This window comes from Streptomyces sp. NPDC046805, from assembly GCF_040645355.1.
Classification (GTDB): domain Bacteria; phylum Actinomycetota; class Actinomycetes; order Streptomycetales; family Streptomycetaceae; genus Streptomyces.
Genome location: NZ_JBEYYC010000031.1, coordinates 42,411 through 61,364 on the forward strand (window position 1 = coordinate 42,411; position 18,954 = coordinate 61,364).

General features: G+C 70.9%; 14 protein-coding genes, 4 tRNA genes and 1 other RNA gene. 5 read left to right on the plus strand and 14 right to left on the minus strand.

Annotation, left to right across the window (positions count from 1 at the left end):
• Nucleotides 1-161 precede the first annotated feature (161 nt).
• The 7 genes from purM to purS form a co-directional block, all read right to left on the minus strand.
• The gene (gene purM / locus ABZ910_RS28445) at nucleotides 162-1,235 is read right to left on the minus strand and encodes a phosphoribosylformylglycinamidine cyclo-ligase (RefSeq protein ID WP_361370172.1); all 1,074 of its coding nucleotides are present in this window, start codon (nucleotides 1,233-1,235) and stop codon (nucleotides 162-164) included.
• 45 nt (nucleotides 1,236-1,280) lie between these two features.
• Nucleotides 1,281-2,810 carry an amidophosphoribosyltransferase gene (gene purF / locus ABZ910_RS28450; protein WP_361370175.1) on the minus strand — a complete coding sequence of 510 codons (1,530 nt, stop codon included), beginning with the start codon at nucleotides 2,808-2,810 and terminating at the stop codon, nucleotides 1,281-1,283.
• A gap of 200 nt (nucleotides 2,811-3,010) precedes the next feature.
• On the minus strand, nucleotides 3,011-3,487 hold the full coding sequence (locus tag ABZ910_RS28455) for an META domain-containing protein (protein ID WP_361370178.1): 477 nt from the start codon (nucleotides 3,485-3,487) through the stop codon (nucleotides 3,011-3,013).
• A gap of 83 nt (nucleotides 3,488-3,570) precedes the next feature.
• A complete protein-coding gene (locus tag ABZ910_RS28460; RefSeq protein WP_361370180.1) occupies nucleotides 3,571-4,368 on the minus strand; it encodes a sterol carrier family protein in 798 nt (265 codons plus the stop codon).
• A 106-nt stretch (nucleotides 4,369-4,474) separates the two neighbouring features.
• Nucleotides 4,475-6,733 (minus strand): phosphoribosylformylglycinamidine synthase subunit PurL, encoded by a 2,259-nt coding sequence (gene purL / locus ABZ910_RS28465; protein WP_361370183.1) that lies wholly within the window; start codon nucleotides 6,731-6,733, stop codon nucleotides 4,475-4,477.
• Nucleotides 6,730-7,410, minus strand: a complete 681-nt coding sequence (gene purQ / locus ABZ910_RS28470) for a phosphoribosylformylglycinamidine synthase subunit PurQ (RefSeq protein ID WP_361370186.1) — start codon at nucleotides 7,408-7,410, stop codon at nucleotides 6,730-6,732. The genes purL and purQ overlap by 4 nt, the downstream gene beginning before the upstream one ends.
• A complete protein-coding gene (purS, locus tag ABZ910_RS28475) occupies nucleotides 7,407-7,670 on the minus strand; it encodes a phosphoribosylformylglycinamidine synthase subunit PurS (RefSeq protein WP_279551917.1) in 264 nt (87 codons plus the stop codon). The genes purQ and purS overlap by 4 nt, the downstream gene beginning before the upstream one ends.
• A gap of 354 nt (nucleotides 7,671-8,024) precedes the next feature.
• Here purS and ABZ910_RS28480 point away from each other — a divergent pair, with 354 nt between their 5' ends.
• From ABZ910_RS28480 to ABZ910_RS28495, 4 genes are all read left to right on the plus strand, one after another.
• A complete protein-coding gene (locus ABZ910_RS28480; RefSeq protein ID WP_361370189.1) occupies nucleotides 8,025-8,342 on the plus strand; it encodes an Lsr2 family protein in 318 nt (105 codons plus the stop codon).
• Between the two features lie 159 nt (nucleotides 8,343-8,501).
• A tRNA-Gly gene (locus ABZ910_RS28485) sits at nucleotides 8,502-8,573 on the plus strand.
• A gap of 80 nt (nucleotides 8,574-8,653) precedes the next feature.
• Nucleotides 8,654-8,726 (plus strand) — tRNA-Gly (locus tag ABZ910_RS28490).
• A gap of 316 nt (nucleotides 8,727-9,042) precedes the next feature.
• Nucleotides 9,043-9,118, plus strand: a tRNA-Gly gene (locus tag ABZ910_RS28495).
• A 50-nt stretch (nucleotides 9,119-9,168) separates the two neighbouring features.
• Here ABZ910_RS28495 and ABZ910_RS28500 read toward each other — a convergent pair.
• From ABZ910_RS28500 to ffs, 6 genes are all read right to left on the minus strand, one after another.
• Entirely contained in the window at nucleotides 9,169-10,068 is a 900-nt protein-coding gene (locus ABZ910_RS28500) for a phosphoribosylaminoimidazolesuccinocarboxamide synthase (protein WP_361370192.1), read from the minus strand.
• A gap of 92 nt (nucleotides 10,069-10,160) precedes the next feature.
• A complete protein-coding gene (locus tag ABZ910_RS28505; RefSeq protein ID WP_361370195.1) occupies nucleotides 10,161-11,654 on the minus strand; it encodes a N,N-dimethylformamidase beta subunit family domain-containing protein in 1,494 nt (497 codons plus the stop codon).
• A 143-nt stretch (nucleotides 11,655-11,797) separates the two neighbouring features.
• The gene (locus ABZ910_RS28510; protein WP_361370198.1) at nucleotides 11,798-13,585 is read right to left on the minus strand and encodes a hypothetical protein; all 1,788 of its coding nucleotides are present in this window, start codon (nucleotides 13,583-13,585) and stop codon (nucleotides 11,798-11,800) included.
• Between the two features lie 259 nt (nucleotides 13,586-13,844).
• Nucleotides 13,845-15,131: a phosphoribosylamine--glycine ligase gene (purD, locus tag ABZ910_RS28515; RefSeq protein WP_361370201.1), complete on the minus strand. Its 1,287-nt coding sequence runs from the start codon at nucleotides 15,129-15,131 to the stop codon at nucleotides 13,845-13,847.
• Nucleotides 15,132-15,287: 156 nt separating this feature from the next.
• Entirely contained in the window at nucleotides 15,288-17,621 is a 2,334-nt protein-coding gene (locus tag ABZ910_RS28520) for a DNA polymerase III subunit gamma and tau (protein WP_361370204.1), read from the minus strand.
• A 45-nt stretch (nucleotides 17,622-17,666) separates the two neighbouring features.
• Nucleotides 17,667-17,765: signal recognition particle sRNA small type (gene ffs / locus ABZ910_RS28525), an RNA gene on the minus strand.
• A gap of 72 nt (nucleotides 17,766-17,837) precedes the next feature.
• Between ffs and ABZ910_RS28530 the strand changes: the two genes are divergently transcribed.
• Nucleotides 17,838-17,925 (plus strand) — tRNA-Ser (locus ABZ910_RS28530).
• A gap of 554 nt (nucleotides 17,926-18,479) precedes the next feature.
• Here ABZ910_RS28530 and ABZ910_RS28535 read toward each other — a convergent pair.
• Nucleotides 18,480-18,848, minus strand: a complete 369-nt coding sequence (locus ABZ910_RS28535; protein ID WP_361370207.1) for a hypothetical protein — start codon at nucleotides 18,846-18,848, stop codon at nucleotides 18,480-18,482.
• Nucleotides 18,849-18,954: the final 106 nt, after the last annotated feature.

Below are 18,954 nucleotides of genomic sequence, written 5' to 3' on the forward strand. Positions count from 1 at the left end.
TCGCAGTGCACTTGCCCGGTCCGGGGCCTCAGCGCCGGACCGGGTTTCGTGCTGCCGTCGTAGGTTCCGCCGCCGTCGGGTCCACCGCACGCTCCCCTGCCGTCGGCTTCCCTCGGCAGGTCCGTCGTGGCCCGCGGTGGTGAGACCGCGGGCCCTTGGGCTCAGACCGCGTAGTCCCCGACCAGCTCGGCACCCGTCTCGCCCTCGCACCGGTCCATGATCTCGCCGGCGACCCAGGCCTCGACCCCGCGATCGGCCAGCGTCGCGAGCGCCACGTCCGCGGACTCCTGCGGCACGATCGCGATCATGCCGACGCCCATGTTGAGGGTCTTCTCCAGCTCCAGCCGCTCGACCTCGCCGGTCCTCCCGACGAGGTCGAAGACCGGACCCGGGGTCCAGGTCGAGCGGTCGACGGTCGCGTGCAGCCCGTCCGGGATGACCCGGGCGAGGTTCGCGGCCAGTCCGCCGCCGGTGACATGGCTGAAGGCGTGCACCTCGGCGGTGCGCATCAGGGCCAGGCAGTCCAGCGAGTAGATCTTCGTCGGCTCCAGCAGCTCCTCGCCGAGCGTGCGGCCGAACTCCTCGATCCGGGCGTCGAGCGACAGGCCGGCCTGGTTCAGGAGGACGTGGCGGACCAGGGAGTACCCGTTCGAGTGAAGCCCGGAGGACGCCATGGCGATCACCGCGTCACCCGTACGGATACGATCCGGGCCCAGCAGCCGATCGGCCTCGACGACGCCCGTACCGGCGCCGGCGACGTCGAAGTCGTCGGCGCCCAGCAGGCCCGGGTGCTCGGCCGTCTCGCCGCCGACCAGAGCGCAGCCGGCGAGCACACAGCCCTCCGCGATGCCCTTGACGATGGCCGCCACCCGCTCGGGGTGGACCTTGCCGACGCAGATGTAGTCCGTCATGAACAGCGGCTCGGCGCCGCACACCACGATGTCGTCCATGACCATGGCGACCAGGTCGTGGCCGATGGTGTCGTACACGCCGAGCTGTCGGGCGATGTCGACCTTGGTGCCGACGCCGTCGGTGGCGGAGGCGAGCAGCGGACGCTCGTAACGCTTGAGGGCGGAGGCGTCGAAGAGGCCGGCGAAGCCGCCGATGCCGCCGAGGACCTCGGGGCGGCGGGTCTTCTTCACCCACTCCTTCATGAGCTCGACGGCGCGGTCGCCCGCTTCGATATCGACGCCCGCGCTCGCGTAGCTGGCACCAGTGGTCTCAGGAGAAGACATGACCATGAGAACTTTCGTGTCGTACAGCTGTAGTGCTGCGGGGCTTTACGGGCGACGGATCGCGTCGGACGCGGCCGTGGCGGCGGGCCCGGACTTGATCTCGGTCTCCAGGAGCTGCTTGCCGAGCAGTTCGGGGTCCGGGAGCTCCATCGGGTACTCGCCGTCGAAGCAGGCACGGCAGAGGTCGGGCTTGGCGATGGTGGTCGCCTCGATCATGCCGTCGATGGAGATGTACGCCAGGGAGTCGGCGCCGAGGGACTCGGTGATCTCCTGGATGCTCATGCCGTTGGCGATCAGCTCCGCGCGGGTGGCGAAGTCGATGCCGAAGAAGCAGGGCCACTTCACGGGCGGCGAGGAGATCCGGATGTGGACCTCGGCCGCGCCCGCCTCGCGGAGCATGCGGACCAGGGCGCGCTGGGTGTTGCCGCGCACGATCGAGTCGTCGACGACGACCAGACGCTTGCCCTTGATGACTTCCTTCAGCGGGTTCAGCTTCAGACGGATGCCCAGCTGGCGGATGGTCTGCGAGGGCTGGATGAAGGTCCGGCCGACGTACGCGTTCTTCACCAGACCGGTGCCGAACGGGATGCCCGAGGCCTCCGCGTAGCCGACCGCGGCCGGGGTGCCGGACTCCGGGGTCGGTATCACCAGGTCGGCCTCGACGGGGGCCTCCTTGGCGAGGCGACGGCCCATCTCGACGCGGGAGAGATAGACGTTCCGGCCGGCGATGTCGGAGTCGGGGCGGGCCAGGTACACGTACTCGAAGACGCAGCCCTTGGGCTTCGCTTCCGCGAATCGCGAGGTACGGATGCCGTTCTCGTCGATGGCGACGAACTCGCCCGGCTCGATCTCGCGTACGAAGGTGGCGCCGCAGATGTCGAGGGCCGCGGACTCGGAGGCCACGACCCAGCCGCGCTCCAGGCGGCCGAGGACCAGCGGGCGGATGCCCTGCGGATCACGGGCCGCGTAGAGCGTGTTCTCGTCCATGAAGGTGAGACTGAAGGCGCCCTTGACCTGCGGGAGGACCTTACGGGCGGCCTCCTCGACGGTCAGCGGCTTGCCGTCGGCGTCGACCTGGCCGGCGAGCAGCGCCGTGACGAGATCGGTGTCGTTGGTGGCCGCGACCCGGGTGGAGCGGCCGTTGGTGTCCTTCGGCAGATCGGCGACCATCTCGGCGAGCTGCGCCGTGTTGACCAGGTTGCCGTTGTGCGCGAGGGCGATGGAGCCGTCCGCGGTGGCGCGGAACGTCGGCTGCGCGTTCTCCCACACGGAGGCACCGGTGGTCGAGTAGCGGGCGTGTCCGACCGCGATATGACCCTGGAGCGAACCGAGGGCTGTTTCGTCGAAGACCTGGGAGACCAGGCCCATGTCCTTGAAGACGAGGATCTGGGAGCCGTTGCTGACCGCGATTCCCGCGGATTCCTGACCCCGGTGCTGGAGGGCGTAGAGCCCGAAGTACGTGAGCTTTGCGACCTCTTCACCCGGAGCCCAGACACCGAAGACGCCACACGCGTCCTGGGGGCCCTTCTCTCCGGGGAGTAGGTCGTGATTGAGTCGACCGTCACCACGTGGCACGTCATCGAGTGTAGGCGAGGCCAACCGCTGGTCCGAATTGGGGATACGTGTCAGCTGCCGACTGGACACTCGCGATCACCTTGGACGTTTTTTCGTTTCCGCAGGCCAGAGCGGTGCACGTAGGAGCGGCTCACTGCGTCGGCGGTCGAGCGGGGTGCCGCCGGGCCCGACTCCGCACGCCACGAGTGAGGTGTCGCACATCAATGGGGCGTGATGCGGACGAGGTTCACGCGCTCTCCGTGACCGGTGGTGAGGGTGAGCTTTCCGTCGTCGGTGCGCGCGGTGAGTGTCTGCCGGCCGAGCACGCGGGCGAGGGCCCGTTCGAAGGTCATGCGGTCCGGAGCGCACGCCATCCGGGTCGTCCGCAGTCCGCCGAAGGTGATCCGGTCGCCGTGCAGAGTGACTTGGGCGCTGAACAGGTTGCATCCGAGGTTGCCCGACGCCCTGCCGTCCGCGTCGATACGGAGGCGCGCGCCCGCGGGGGCGCGCAGGGTCGTACCCCCGGCGGTGACGCTGTCGACGCGCCAGTCGACGCCGGTCACCGGCCGCCCGGAACCCGCCGAGCTCCCGACCTCCACCTGACCGCCCTCCTGACCGCTGCCCGCAAGGCCGCCCGCCGCCCCGCCACCGCAGCCCGCCGCCAGCGGGACGACGACGGCGGCTGCGGCGGCGCCCATCGCCAGAGTGGTGCGCCACTTGTGCCGGTACATACCGTTTCGACGCGCCGGGCAGGAGAGCGGTTCCGCTCCGCCATGTGCCGCTACGACATCAGCGGCAGCAGCCCCTCCAGGTCCGCCCGCTCCCCGCTCGCGCTGACATCGGCCCGCGCCACGGCGTCCCGCCAGGCCGTCCGGCCGGTGGCCAGCCGCACCCAGGTCAGCGGGTCGGTCTCCACGACGTTGGGCGGGGTGCCACGGGTGTGCCGGCTCCCCTCGACACACTGCACGACGGCGTACGGCGGCACGCGCACCTCGGTGGCACCGCCCGGCGCCTTCACGGCGAGGGCGTCGGCGAGCAGCCGGGTGGTCGCGGCCAGGGCCTGCCGGTCGTACGGCACGTCGAGCCCGGGGACGGCCGCGTTCAGGTCGTCGGTGTGGACGACGAGTTCGACGGCACGGGTGACCAGGTAGTCGTCCAGCGGCATCGCGCCGGCGCTGGTCTCCAGCAGCCGGCTGCCGGGGTGCCGGTCCAGGAACTCGCTCAGGCTCTGCCGGACGCCGGCGAGGTAGGCGTCGAGGTCGGGGTTCTCCTCGGCGAGCCGCCGGGTGAAGTCGGCGATGGCCGCGGAGTTGCCGGACGTGGCGAACGGCCAGTCGAGGACCGCCGCGTCCCGCTTCGCCGGCTCGGGCCGGTCCAGGGACCGCTGGACGGCCGAGACCGCCATCCCGATGTGTGCCACCAGTTCGCGTACGGTCCACCCGTCCAGCCTTGTGGGAAGCGCGAGTTGCTCGGGCTTCAGGGTGCGTACGGCCTCTTCTACGTGGCCGAGCTGGGCGAGTACCGCCGTACGGATCTTGGCGGGGTCGTACGTCCGTGTGCGCTTCTTGGCCGGGGGCATGGCGGTGAGCCTATTGCGTCGCCTCGTCACCCGCCCCGGCAACCGGTGGCGGGATGACGAAGGCCCGCCCGTCGCAACGGGCGGGCCTTCCACGGCGTACGGCTGCTTACGCCAGCAGCGCCGGGATCGTCCCCTCGTGCGCCTCGCGGAGTTCCGCCAGGGAGAGGGCGAACTCGCCCTGGACGTCCACCGTGTCGCCGTCGACGACACCGATGCGGGTGACCGGCAGGCCCCGCGCACCGCACATGTCGGTGAAGCGCAGTTCCTCCGAGCGCGGCACGGCGACGACCGCACGCCCCGCCGACTCCGAGAAGAGGAAGGTGAACGCGTCGAGGCCGTCCGGTACGACCAGACGCGCGCCCTTGCCGCCCAGCAGCGCGGACTCCACGACCGCCTGGATCAGACCGCCGTCGGACAGGTCGTGCGCGGAGTCGATCATGCCGTCGCGGGAGGCGGAGATCAGGATCTCGGCCAGCAGCCGCTCGCGCTCCAGGTCGACCTTCGGGGGCAGGCCGCCGAGGTGGTCGTGGACGACCTGCGACCAGGCCGAGCCGCCGAACTCCTCGCCCGTGTCACCGAGGAGGTAGAGCAGCTGGCCCTCCTCCTGGAAGGCGACCGGGGTGCGGCGGGCCACGTCGTCGATGACGCCGAGGACGGCCACGACCGGGGTCGGATGGATGGCCGCCTCGCCGGTCTGGTTGTAGAGCGAGACGTTGCCGCCGGTCACCGGCGTGCCCAACTGCTGGCAGGCGTCCGCGAGGCCGCGGATGGCCTCCGCGAACTGCCACATCACCGCCGGGTCTTCGGGCGAGCCGAAGTTCAGGCAGTCGGAGACGGCGAGCGGCTTGGCACCCGTCGTCGCCACGTTGCGGTAGGCCTCCGCCAGGGCCAGCTGCGCGCCCGCGTACGGGTCGAGCTTGGCGTAACGGCCGTTGCCGTCGGTCGCGATGGCGACGCCGAGGCCCGTCTCGTCGTCGATGCGGATCATGCCCGAGTCCTCGGGCTGGGCGAGGACCGTGTTGCCCTGCACGAAGTGGTCGTACTGGGACGTGATCCACTTCTTGGAGGCCTGGTTCGGCGACGCCACCAGCTTCAGGACCTGGTCCTTCAGCTCCTCGGACGTCGCGGGGCGCTCCAGCTTGTTCGCGTCGTCGGCCTGGAGGGCGTCCTGCCAGGACGGGCGGGCGTACGGGCGCTCGTAGACCGGGCCCTCGTGCGCGACCGTGCGCGGGTCGACGTCGACGATCTTGCCGCCGTGCCAGTAGATCTCCAGGCGGTCGCCGTCGGTCACCTCACCGATGACGGTGGCGATGACGTCCCACTTCTCGCAGATCTCCAGGAAGCGGTCGACCTTCTCCGGCTCGACCACCGCGCACATGCGCTCCTGCGACTCGCTCATGAGGATCTCCTCGGGCGAGAGCGTGGAGTCGCGCAGCGGTACGTCGTCCAGGGTCACGCGCATGCCGCCGGAGCCGTTGGAGGCCAGCTCGGAGGTGGCGCAGGAGAGACCGGCGGCGCCCAGGTCCTGGATGCCGACGACCAGCTTCTCCTTGAACGCCTCCAGGGTGCACTCGATGAGGAGCTTCTCCTGGAAGGGGTCGCCGACCTGGACGGCCGGGCGCTTCGAGGGCTTGGCGTCGTCGAAGGTCTCGGAGGCGAGGATCGAGGCGCCGCCGATGCCGTCGCCGCCGGTCCGGGCGCCGTACAGGATGACCTTGTTGCCCGTGCCGGACGCCTTCGCGAGGTGGATGTCCTCGTGCTTCATGACGCCGATCGCACCGGCGTTGACCAGCGGATTGCCCTGGTAGCAGGAGTCGAAGACGACCTCGCCGCCGATGTTGGGCAGGCCGAGGCAGTTGCCGTAGCCGCCGATGCCGGCGACGACGCCGGGCAGGACACGCTTGGTGTCGGGGTGGTCGGCCGCGCCGAAGCGCAGCGGGTCGACGACCGCGATCGGGCGCGCGCCCATCGCGATGATGTCGCGCACGATGCCGCCGACGCCGGTGGCCGCGCCCTGGTAGGGCTCCACGTACGACGGGTGGTTGTGCGACTCGACCTTGAAGGTCACGGCGTAGCCCTGGCCGACGTCGACCACGCCCGCGTTCTCGCCGATGCCGACGAGCAGGGCGTCGGACTGCGGGGCCTTCTCGCCGAACTGGCGGAGGTGGACCTTGGAGGACTTGTACGAGCAGTGCTCGGACCACATGACCGAGTACATGGCGAGCTCGGCGCCGGTCGGGCGGCGGCCGAGGATCTCGACGACCCGCTCGTACTCGTCCTTCTTCAGACCGAGTTCGGCCCAGGGCAGCTCGACGTCGGGGGTCTCGGCCGCGTGCTCGACCGTGTCCAGAGGCGTGCGGCTCATGCGTTGACCAGCTTCTTGAGGATCGAGGTGAAGAAGGGGAGGCCGTCGGTACGACCGGTACCGATCAGCGGCTCCACGGCGTGCTCGGGGTGCGGCATCAGGCCGACGACGTTCCCGGCCTCGTTGGTGATGCCGGCGATGTCGCGGAGGCTGCCGTTGGGGTTGAAGTCGAGGTACCGGAAGACGACCCGGCCCTCCGCCTCCAGCTTGTCGAGCGTGTACTCGTCGGCGACGTACCGGCCGTCCATGTTCTTCAGCGGGATGTGGATCTCCTGGCCCTGGCGGTAGTCGCCGGTCCAGGCCGTCTCCGCGTTCTCCACCCGCAGCTTCTGGTCGCGGCAGATGAAGTGGAGGTGGTCGTTGCCGAGCATGCCGCCCGGGAGGAGATGGGCCTCGGTGAGGACCTGGAAGCCGTTGCAGATGCCGAGGACCGGGAGGCCGGCCTTCGCCTGCTCGATGACGGTCTCCATCACCGGCGAGAAGCGGGAGATGGCCCCGGCGCGCAGATAGTCGCCGTAGGAGAAGCCGCCGGGGAGGACCACGGCGTCGACCTGGTGCAGGTCCTTGTCCTTGTGCCACAGGGCGACCGGTTCGGCGCCCGCGAGGCGGATCGCGCGCTGCGTGTCCCGGTCGTCGAGGCTTCCGGGAAAGGTGACGACTCCAATACGAGCGGTCACTTCGCGGCCTCCGCGACTTCCTCCACCTTGACGGTGAAGTCCTCGATCACGGTGTTGGCGAGGAAGGATTCCGCGAGTTCATGGATGCGGGCGAGCGCGGCCTCGTCGACCGGCCCGTCAACTTCCAGTTCGAAACGCTTTCCCTGACGGACGTCCGAGATCCCTTCGAAACCCAGACGCGGCAGCGCACGCTGGACCGCCTGGCCCTGGGGGTCGAGGATCTCCGGCTTGAGCATGACGTCGACTACGACGCGTGCCACTGGCACTCCCGGTGTGTGGTGCTGAGCAGGTTCCTTCAGACTACCCGTACAAAATTTCTACGCGAGTAGAGTTGTAGGAACATACGTGACGGGCATCACGACCAGGCCGGGAGCGGCCGCCTTCGCCAAAAATTCCCGGAAAGTTCGACGTTCCCCCCACGAAGCCTATTGCGCCGGGACACGCGGGCGGATTTAGTCGGGCTTCACTTTGCAATGGCGGGCACTGTACAAATGAATTAGCAATAGCCGATACTTTGCCCAATAACTGGCGGACAGTCGACATCTTCGTCGCACCGCCGATGACGTCCCGGCACGTCATCGGTGACGGGATGTCGCACGAAGGGACCGATATTCGTGGCGCAGAAGGTCGTGGTCACTCTCTTTGACGACATCGACGGCTCGGAAGCGGCGGAAACGATCGCCTTCGGGCTGGACGGCAAGTCGTACGAGATCGACCTGAATCCAGCCAATGCCAAGAAACTGCGTAAGGCCCTCGAGCCGTACGTGACGGCCGGCCGCAAGCGGGCGCGCTCCGGCAAGACGTTCAAGCAGACGCATGTCGCCCCCGACCCGGCGGCCGTCCGCGCCTGGGCGCAGGCGAACAAGATGGAGGTGCCCGCGCGCGGCCGCATCCCCAAGAGGGTCTACGAGGCGTTCAGCGCCGCGCAGTGACGGCGGCTCCGCCGAGGCCGCTCAGGGTCCGTCAGCGGACCCTGAGGAGGGCCGACTTGGGCCCCTGAGGCAACCGACTTGCGCAACCCCCCTGGCGATCAGCTAATGTCTGGAGCACGCCGAGGGGCGAAGCCGGAAGGCGGAACCCACGGAGTACTTGCGGGTGTAGTTCAGTAGTAGAACATCCCCCTTCCAGGGGGAAGGCGCAGTGTGCGATTCCTGTCACCCGCTCTGCATCGCCGTCCCGACCACCTTTGTGGATCAGGTAGGCTGGTGCTCGCACCGATCGGTGAAAGCCGGTCGGAGGCAATGCGGACGTAGCTCAGTTGGTAGAGCGCAACCTTGCCAAGGTTGAGGTCGCGAGTTCGAGCCTCGTCGTCCGCTCGGGAATGAGATCCCCGGTCCATTGGACCGGGGATCTTTTCTTTGTCTGGACCTTGGACGGATCCCTCTACGGATCCCTGTACGCATCCCTGCCTGGACCTCAGGGCGATCTCTTGTCCGGGCTCCTGATCGATCAATACCGGCGATGTGAAGGGCGCCACACCCCCGCGCGCCGGTCCTCTTCCCCTCACCCTCAACTGCCTTCGAGGACAAGGAATCCCCGCCGGCGAGGCCCGGCATCCGGGAACCGTCGGACGCCGGCGTGTCCCACCCGGGTTCCGGGTTGGGTATAGTTGCTCTCGCGCCACGGCGCAGTGCGGACGTAGCTCAGTTGGTAGAGCGCAACCTTGCCAAGGTTGAGGTCGCGAGTTCGAGCCTCGTCGTCCGCTCCACAGCAAAGGCCCCGGTCATCGACCGGGGCCTTTGTCGTACGCCTCGCGCCTCAGCTCCAGCTCAGGCCCGTCAGGCGCTCGTACGCCTCCACGTACTTCGCCCGGGTCGCCTCCACGACCTCCTGCGGCAGCGGCGGCGGGGGCTGCTCGCTCCTGCGGTCCCAGCCCGACGCCGGGGACGTCAGCCAGTCGCGCACGAACTGCTTGTCGTACGACGGCTGCGCCCGGCCCGGCTGCCACTGGTCGGCCGGCCAGAAGCGGGAGGAGTCCGGGGTGAGGACCTCGTCGGCGAGGACGAGGGTGTCCCCGTCGAAGCCGAACTCGAACTTGGTGTCCGCCAGGATGATCCCGCGGTCGCGGGCGACGTCCCGGGCGCGGCCGTAGACGGCGAGGGTGGACTGGCGCAGCTGGGCGGCGGTCTCCGCGCCGACCTGGCGGGCGACCTCCTCGTACGACACGTTCTCGTCGTGCTCGCCGACCTCGGCCTTGGTCGCCGGGGTGAAGATCGGCGCGGGCAGCTCGGAGCCGTCGAGAAGGCCCTCGGGGAGGGCGAGGCCGCAGACCGTGCGGGACTCGTCGTATTCGGCGAGGCCCGAGCCGGTGAGGTAGCCGCGGGCGACGCACTCGACCGGGACCATCCGCAGGGACTTGCAGACCAGGGTGCGCCCGGCCCAGTCGGCGGGGGCGTCCGGTGGCAGCTCGGTGCTCAGGACGTGGTTCGGGACCAGGTCGGCGAGCTGGTCGAACCACCACAGGGACAACTGGGTGAGGACGCGGCCCTTGTCGGAGATCTCGGTCGGCAGCACCCAGTCGTAGGCGGACATGCGGTCGCTGGCGACCATCACGAGGTCGCCCGCCTCGTTCTGGTACAGATCGCGCACCTTGCCGGTGTGCAGATGCACCAGGCCCGGAACCTGGATCGGCTCGGGCTTTTCTACGAATCCGGACACGGTTCCTCCCCGTGGTTCTGTCCAAGTGGGTCGATTCTCCCGTATGCGCGGGATCGACCGGCGACAGGGGGGGCCGAGTCGTTCGGTCCCGCTCAGTTCCGCTTGCAGATGCGGTCCAGGAGGTTGGCGGTGGCCCGCTGGATGCGGGTGTCCACATGGCCGGGGCGGTCCAGGGCCGGGGACCAGGCGAACGTGCCGGACGCGAAGACCAGGGAGCCGGAGGGGGCCCGGTAGAGGGAGGTCTCCTGGTGGCGCAGAGCGCCTTCGCTGTCCGTGTAAGGGGAGTGGGCGAGCAGCACGCGCTCCTCGTGGTCGGGGAGCGCGGTGCGCGGGAAGTAACGGTCCGCCTCTCCCGCCACCAGGCCGTCGAGCCGGTCGCCCTCGCCCGCGCCGGTCGCCTCCCACAGCCAGTGGCCCGAGTTGCGCACAACCAGCGGGCTGGGCTCGGGGACACGGCCCTGGTACTGGATGCCGACCAGCTGCTGTTCGGGCCGGTCGACCTCCCGCCAGAGCACCGGCCTGCCCGGGCCCTTGCGCTTGCGGCAGGTGAGCAGGCGGTCGGGGACACCGGACGGGGAGGGGCTCAACTCCACCTGCCAGTACATGGTGTTGGCGGAGAGAAAGACCAGGGACGTGCCGCTGTTGCGGGCGAGCTCCACGGTGCGGCGCATCCGCATCGACCAGTACTCGTCGTGGCCGGGGAAGACCAGGCCCCGGTAGCGGGTGGGGTCGACGCGGCCGGCGTGCAGGTCACGGGCGTCGGCGTAGGCGAGGTCGTAGCCGTAGCGCTCGGCCCAGCGGATGAAGTCGTAGGCGTGGCCGACGTGCAGGGGCAGGCCCGCGCCCGCGTACGGACGGTCGAAGGAGATCGTGGTCGCGGCGTCGGCCTCGCCCAGCAGCCGGCCCTGGTCGTCCCAGGCGTGGTAGAGGCTGGCGCCCGTGTGACCGTCCTCGGGGTAGAGGTTGTAGGCCTGCCAGGTGATGTCGGGGAGCAGCAGGAGCAGGTCGGCGGGGTGGCTGTCGCGGACCGTGAACGGCACGTGGGAGCGGTAGCCGTCGGCGGTGGTGAGGACGGCGACGTACGCGCCGATGCTCCAGTACGACGGGACCTGCAGCCGCCAGGACAGCCACCAGTGGTGGCAGGAGACCGTGCGGTCGGCGGTCAGCGGCGGGGGCTGCACGATGCCGGACAGGCGGGGGCTGGTGGTGATCTTGGCGGCGCCGTCACCGCCGTAGTGGCCGATCCGGTAGATGTCCACGCTGAACTGCTGGGGCGGGTCGACGGTGATGTGGAAGTCGACGGCCTCGCCGGGCGCGACCGCGCCGGTGGAGGTGAAGCCCTTGATCTGGCGGTGGACGTCGTCGGCGGAGCGGGGCCCCTCGGCGGTGCGGGGGGACGGGATGCGTGGGGCGGTCTTCGTGTACCCGGGCGGGGCGGCCTCCACGTACCAGGGGACCACGTGACCGGTGTCGTCGAAGTACGTCTCACTGCCGCGCAGCCAGGGCACCGGGCCCTGACCGAAGGGGTCTGTGACGGCGTGCGCGAGCGCTCCCGACTCCCAGCGGCGGATCTGCTCGGATCCCATGGCCGCTCCCCTCCGCCGTAAGTCGATTCCGTGTGCGCGACCGGCCCCAGCACATCACATCACGCACGCGCTTGGTCACCACTCGTCGCGAATTCGGCCGAAATGGAAGGGTGTACTCCGTTAACCGGGCCGTAGGGCCGGTGTCAGACGAGCCGTACCGGCTTCTCCGGGCGTATGCCCGATGCGACCAGCCAGGCCCGCAGCGGGGCCGGGTCGCCATCGTCGGTCAGGCTGAGGACCTTGGAGGTCAGGTCGGCGGCTCGCCGGCCGTTGATGAGCAGGGACGGCCCGTCGAGCCAGTCGAGGCCGGGGGTGGCGCCGGCCGTGTCCACCGCGGCACAGCAGACCATCGCCGTGACGTGGTCGGCGAGGAGTTCGCGGGCGGTGCGCGGAGGCTGGAGCGGGAAGAGCGGGAGCGCGGCGTCGTCCCAGAGGGCGGTGTCGGGGACGTGCCCAGGGGCGACCGGACCCGGTGCCGGTACGGCGGTGACCGCGGCCTCCTCCCGGGCGAGCTCCGCACTGAGCCTGGCGGCGAGCGTGGCGCTGCGCTCATTGCCGGTTTCGGCGTCGGATCCCGCCTGGTCGCCTTTATCCGTGCCCGTGCCCGTGTCCCCATCCGTGTCCGGGTGCGCGTCCGTGCCCGCGCCCGGTATCGCCAAGTGGTCCAGGACGCGCGACAGGGTGGGGCCGCCGGAGGCGGGGGCCGTGGGGTCTGGGGTGGGGCGGACGCCGAGGGAGTCCAGGGCTCGGTGGAGGCGGGCGGCGTCGGTGCGCCACTTGCGGTCGACGACCTCGTCCGGGTACTCCTGCCAGTCCACCGGGGACCAGTCGGGGCCCTGCTCGGCGGGGCCGCCGTGGAAGAGGCGGGCGGCGAGCAGCGAGGTGGCCTCGTCCACGGCGCCGGGTTCCTCCAGCAGGTCGCAGGCGGGGCGCTCGCCCAGGCGGGAGGAGAATCCCTCGGCCAGGCGGTCGCGGCGGGACAGCTCGGTCAGCGCGGCGACGACGCCCGCGTCCAGCCCGGTGGGCCAGCGGCCCATCCGCCAGGCGGGCAGCGCGACGCGGGTCAGCAGGCGGTCCCAGCCCGCGTACGCGAGCCCCACCTGTTCCTGGGCGACGATCCGCAGCCCGTAGTCCACCGTCTGCGCCCGCTCAGCGGCCGCCGCCGCTACGCCCCGCTCCATCTCGGCCGCGTGTCCCCGGCAGCCGCACAGCATCAGGCGGGTCACCCAGCCGACGCCCGCGAGCAGGGTGCGGGCGACCGGGCCGCGTCCGGGCGCCGACGCCACGGCCACCGCCGCGTCCAGCCCCCGTACGAAACGACGGGCGGCCGCTATGTCCGGGTGCGCCGAAGGGCCCGTACCCGCGATGACCGGGGCGAGCACCGCACGGAGCTCGCCGACGCGCATCCACCACAGGAAGGGGGAGCCGATGACCAGGACGGGCGCGGCGAGCGTACGACGATGGGGGTGCCCTCCGGCGTCCGCCAGTTCGTCGCGATGGCGCGGCGGGGGCGGGCCGTGCGCGGGATGCGTACGGTCCTCCAGCCAGCTGTCGCAGTCCGGGGTGAGAGCTATGGCGGAGGGCGCGGGGACGTCGAGGCGGTCGGCGAGGTCGCGCACCAGGCGGTACAGGTCCGGGGCGGTCTTCTCGGCGATCGGGACCGTCGGGCTCATGGCGGGCCGGGCCCGCGCGACGACCAGGGCGACGCCCGCGGCGGCCGGCAGAAACACGAGCGCGACGGCGCCCACGATCCAGCGGGCGCTGTCCCAGCCGCTCCCGACGAGATGGCCGGTGGAGCCGCCGGCCAGCAGGATCACGGCGACCGCCGCCGGGAGCAGCGCGACGGCCAGCGCCCGGCCGCGGACCCGCAGCACGGCGACGGCCCTGGAGCGCGCGGCCTGCGCGCCCAACTCCACACCCGTACCGGTCACGACCGGACGTCACCCCCTCGCTGTCCTAGCGTTGCTCACTCCCCCACTGTGGCACCCGTCACTGACATCGCAATGCCGGTGGGCCAAGTGCCGGAACGCTTGCGCGGCACCCTAGTTGGGGCCTCCGCCCCCGTCAGCCGGATACGGCATCGGTCACTCGATGGAATGGCCTTGGTCAGAGGTGGGTGACGCACCGCAATGATCAGGCCCCGGATTCGCATCCGGGGCCCGAGCGCGGGGAACAGGCAGTTCAGGCGGCTCAGGCGTCGGCCGCCGCCTTCGCCGCGATGTCCGTACGGTGCTGCGAGCCGTCGAGGCCGATGCGGCCGACGGCGGCGTACGCGCGCTCGCGGGCGTTGCCCAGGTCCTTGCCCGTCGCCGTGACGGACAGGACGCGGCCGCCCGCGCTGAGGACCGCGTCGCCGTCGCGCTTCGTCCCGGCGTGCAGGACGTACGCGTGCGGGGCGTCCTCGGCGGCCACCGTGTCGAGGCCGGTGATCGGGTCGCCGGTGCGCGGGGTGCCGGGGTAGTTGTGCGAGGCGACGACCACGGTGACCGCCGCGTCGTCGCTCCAGCGCAGCGGCTCCAGGTCGTCGAGGGTGCCCTTCGCGGCGGCGAGCAGGACACCGGCCAGCGGGGTCTTCAGGCGGGCCAGGACCACCTGGGTCTCGGGGTCGCCGAAGCGCGCGTTGAACTCGATGACCCGGACGCCGCGCGAGGTGATCGCGAGGCCGGCGTAGAGCAGGCCGGAGAAGGGGGTGCCGCGGCGGCGCATCTCGTCCACGGTCGGCTGGAGAACGCTCCGCACGACGTCGTCCACCAGCTTCGGGTCGGCCCAGGGCAGCGGGGAGTACGCGCCCATGCCGCCGGTGTTGGGGCCCTCGTCGCCGTCCAGGGCGCGCTTGAAGTCCTGGGCGGGCTGGAGCGGGACGACGGTCTCGCCGTCGGTGATCGCGAAGAGGGACACCTCGGGGCCGTCGAGGAACTCCTCGATGACGACCCTCCCCCGCTGCCCGGACGGCGCGGGAGGTGCCCCCATGCAGTCACCGGCGTGAGCCTTGGCCACATCGATGTCGTCGGTGACGACGACGCCCTTGCCGGCGGCGAGGCCGTCGTCCTTGACGACGTACGGAGCGCCGAAGGCGTCGAGGGCCGCGACGACCTCCTCGGCGGTCGTGCAGACGTAGGAGCGGGCGGTGGGCACCCCGGCCGTCGCCATCACGTCCTTGGCGAAGGCCTTGGACCCTTCGAGCTGCGCGGCCTCCTTCGAGGGGCCGAACACCGGGATACCGGCCTCGCGTACGGCGTCGGCGACCCCGGCGACCAGGGGTGCCTCCGGGCCGACGACCACGAGGTCGGCGCCCAGCTCGGTCGCGAGCGCTGATACGGCCGCGCCGGACAGGGCGTCGACCCGGTGCAGCTCGGCGACCTCGGCGATGCCGGCGTTGCCGGGGGCGCAGTGCAGCGCGGTGACGTCGGGATCGAGGGACAGGGAGCGGCACAGGGCGTGTTCGCGGGCGCCGCTGCCGATGACGAGGACCTTCACGGAGCCCAGCCTAACGGGCCGGGAGCACAGGCCCTTGTGCGGGCTTCCGAAGGAAGGGAGGTCGGGCCTTCGTAGGTTTCTCCCAATGGAGCGGGCCGGTTCGCCGAAGGGCGGGCCTGCCCGTCAACGAGTGGGCCCACTCGCCGAAGGGCGGGCCTACTCGTTCGAGAACTCCTCCATCACCGTGGCTCCCAGCTCGCGCACGATGAGTTCGTGGCCGGAGAGGGCCGACTCGTCGAGGTCGGGATCGTCGTCCTCGGGAATGTCGTCCTCGATGGAGACCGGGGACCGCTCCGGGGGAGCCGTCGGCTGGGGAGCCGGCGCGGGCGCCGACTGCTCGGTCGACGGGGCCGAGGGAGCGGCGGGGGCCGGCTGAGGAGCCGCCGGGCGCGGGGCGGGTGCGGGCGCGGAGGCACCGTAGCCACCGGCACCGCTGCCGCCGTAACCACCGGCACCGGCACCGCCACCGCTGCCGCCGTACCCGCCGCCACCGAAGCCGGGGGCGCCGCCGGACGGCGCGGGGGCCGAGCCGCCGGACGGGTCGACGACCGCCTCGATCTTCCACTGCACGTTGAACTGCTCGGCCAGCGCCTGCCGCAGCACGTCCTCGCTGCCGCTGCCCGCGAAGTTGTCGCGGGCGCCGGCGTTGACGAAGCCGATCTGAAGGGTGGCGCCGTCGAAGCCCGTGACCTGGGCGTTCTGGCTGAGCAGGATCCAGGTGAAGCGGCGGCGGTTCTTGACCGCCTCAAGGATGTTCGGCCAGAGCATGCGGGGGTCGATGCTGCCGGGCGGCGGGGTCACCGTTGCGGTGGCGGGAGCGGGCGTGCTCGGGGCTGCGGGCGTGGGAGCGGGATCCTGCGGGGCGGACGCCTCCGGGGAAGGCCGGCCACCGCCCGCCGGAGCCGCCGTGGGCCAACCACCGGGCCGTCGGCCACCGCCCGCGGGGGCAGCGGTGGGCCAGGCACCGGGGGGCGAGGCCTGTGAGGCGGACGCCTGCTGCGGGGCGGACGTCTGGGAAGCGGCCGGGGCGGGAGAGCCCTGGGCGGCTGGAGCAGACTGCTGAGCCGGAGCAGCGGGCTGGGCAGCCGGAGCAGGCGGCTGAACCGGAGCGGAGGGCTGGGGAGTCTGCTCACCGCCGGGACCGGCAGCCGCGGCGGCACCCGTGCCGGTACCAGTACCGGCACCCCGTACGGCAGCCCTCGCCGCCGCGGGGCCGCCGCCCGGCGGAACCGGGGCGACCGGCGCGGCAGCGGGCAGGCCCGCGCCTCCGGCGTGTGTGTCGGGTCCGGGAACGTACCCCGCCGCAGGCGCCGTACCGCCGCCGGAGAAGTTGACGCCGCGCTCGATGCGGTCGAGGCGGGCCATCATCGAGCGTGCGTCGCCGTAGGCGGCGGGCAACAGCACGCGCGCGCAGATGAGTTCCAGCTGGAGACGGGGCGAGTTGGCGCCGCGCATCTCGGTCAGGCCCTCGTTGACGAGATCGGCGGCGCGGCTGAGCTCGGCGGCGCCGAAGATGCCGGCCTGGGCCTGCATGCGCTCGACGACGTCCGCCGGGGCGTCGATGAGCCCCTTCTCGACGGCGTCCGGCACCGCGGCGAGGATCACCAGGTCCCGCAGCCGCTCCAGGAGGTCGGCGACGAAGCGACGGGGGTCGTTGCCGCCCTCGATCACCCGGTCCACGACCTCGAAGGCGGCGGCGCCGTCACCGGTGGCGAAGGAATCGACGACGGAGTCGAGGAGGGAGCCGTCGGTGTACCCGAGCAGGGACGTGGCCATGGCGTACGTCACACCGTCCGCCCTGGCACCGGCGAGCAGCTGGTCCATGACGGACATCGAGTCACGCACGGAACCGGCGCCGGCCCGCACGACGAGCGGCAGCACGCCGTCCTCGACGGGGATGTCCTCCTTCTGGCAGACCTCGCCGAGATAGTCCCGCAGGGTCCCCGGCGGCACGAGCCGGAAGGGGTAGTGATGGGTCCGCGACCGGATGGTCCCGATGACCTTCTCGGGCTCGGTCGTGGCGAAGATGAACTTCAGGTGCTCCGGCGGCTCCTCGACGACCTTCAGCAGCGCGTTGAAGCCGGCCGACGTGACCATGTGGGCCTCGTCGATGATGTAGATCTTGTACCGGCTGCCGGCGGGCCCGAAGAAGGCCTTCTCGCGCAGCTCGCGCGCGTCGTCCACACCACCGTGCGAGGCGGCGTCGATCTCGATGACGTCGATGGACCCGGGGCCGTTGCGGGCCAGGTCGCGGCAGGACTGGCACTCACCGCACGGCGTCGGCGTGGGGCCCTGCTCACAGTTCAGACAGCGGGCCAGGATGCGCGCACTGGTCGTCTTGCCGCAGCCGCGCGGACCACTGAACAGGTACGCGTGATTGACCCGGTTGTTCCGCAGCGCCTGCTGCAGCGGGTCGGTGACATGCTCCTGCCCGATGACCTCCGCAAAGGTCTCCGGGCGGTAGCGGCGGTACAGCGCGAGAGACGACACGCATACGAGGTTATAGGTGAGCACCGACAACCGGTCCCGCCCGCGAACGCAAGCGCCCCCCACGCACCTGCCAGAGCCGACCTACCCTTGCTGCCTTCCGGCCCTGGGGGAGTTCAGTCAGATAGCACCGCGTGGGGGGCTTCGCACAGGGTACCTGATCCGAGCCGCGGGCAACGAGTTCGCGAGCACTCCCCTCGGTCATGTAATGTTCCGACCGGAGGATTCGCCTAGAGGCCTAGGGCGCACGCTTGGAAAGCGTGTTGGGGGCAACCCCTCACGAGTTCGAATCTCGTATCCTCCGCCAGTGCCTCACCGGGCACGATGTCGAAGGGCCCCACTGCTCGCAGTGGGGCCCTTCGGCGTTGCTCGTCTCGGCCTGTGCCTCGGACGACTTCCGGAAGAACTTCGGGAACTACTGGCTGGCCGATCCGAGTCAGCGATGACTCGACGATGACGACTGCGTCACGACCTCGCCCTTCTCCCCCTTCCTTCCGCGATTCCCCCTCCTGCCTCTTTGACCGTCCCTCCCGTCCCTCCCGTCTCTCCCGTCCGCCCCATGCCTGCCGTCATCGCCCGGCGGGCCGGTGGGGCCGTCCGGACCGGCGGGACCCTTGGGGCCGGGGGGACCGGAGGGGCCGGGCTCGACGAGGTGTCCCTGGAGGTCGATGTTCTGCACCCGCATGTCGTCGAGCTGCATTTGGTGGACGACTATCACCACCGACTGCACGACGAGCGCGACGCCCAGCACGGCGCCGAACAACAGGGGGCGCCACCGTCTACGCGACGCTTCTTTTACGCTGCTCACAATCTCCCTCACGGTGCGTAACGGCCGTTCAGAATGACGGAGGAACCGTGCCCCTAACTCGCACTCGGCGCCGGTGCCGGTGGGGCGACGGCGTTCTCCCCGTCCTTGCCGTCCTTGCCGTCCTTGCCGTCCTTTCCTTGATTCCCGTCGAGACCGTCCGTGCCGTCCTTGCCGTCCGTGCCGTCCTTCCCGTCCCTGCCTTTTTGGCCGGGGGGACCGGAGGGACCAGGGGGGCCGGGCGGACCGGAGGGGCCACGCTCGACGCGATGCCCCACCAGGTCGACGTGCTGTGCCTTCAGATCCGCGATCTGGCTGTCCTGAGCGACGAGTACAGCTGCCTGTGCGACGAGCGCGATGATCAGCGCTGCACGGAGAACAAGAGGACGTCGCGGCCTGGCCAGCGTTCTATGCAGGTTCCTCACATTGACCCTCACGCTGTGCGACGCAGCCCTTCCGCTGCGTGACGGCGACAGCGTAGATGGCGAGGCGTCGAAGAAGACGGATTTTCTCATCGCGTGTCTGTTGTCG

Bases quoted from the DNA above. Each gene is read 5' to 3' on its own strand.
- purM (WP_361370172.1), bottom strand. From the start codon at position 1,235: ATGTCTTCTCCTGAGACCACTGGTGCCAGCTACGCGAGCGCGGGCGTC.
- purL (WP_361370183.1), bottom strand. From the start codon at position 6,733: ATGAGCCGCACGCCTCTGGACACGGTCGAGCACGCGGCCGAGACCCCC.
- ABZ910_RS28505 (WP_361370195.1), bottom strand. From the start codon at position 11,654: ATGGGATCCGAGCAGATCCGCCGCTGGGAGTCGGGAGCGCTCGCGCAC.
- ABZ910_RS28460 (WP_361370180.1), bottom strand. From the start codon at position 4,368: ATGCCCCCGGCCAAGAAGCGCACACGGACGTACGACCCCGCCAAGATC.
- ABZ910_RS28455 (WP_361370178.1), bottom strand. From the start codon at position 3,487: ATGGGCGCCGCCGCAGCCGCCGTCGTCGTCCCGCTGGCGGCGGGCTGC.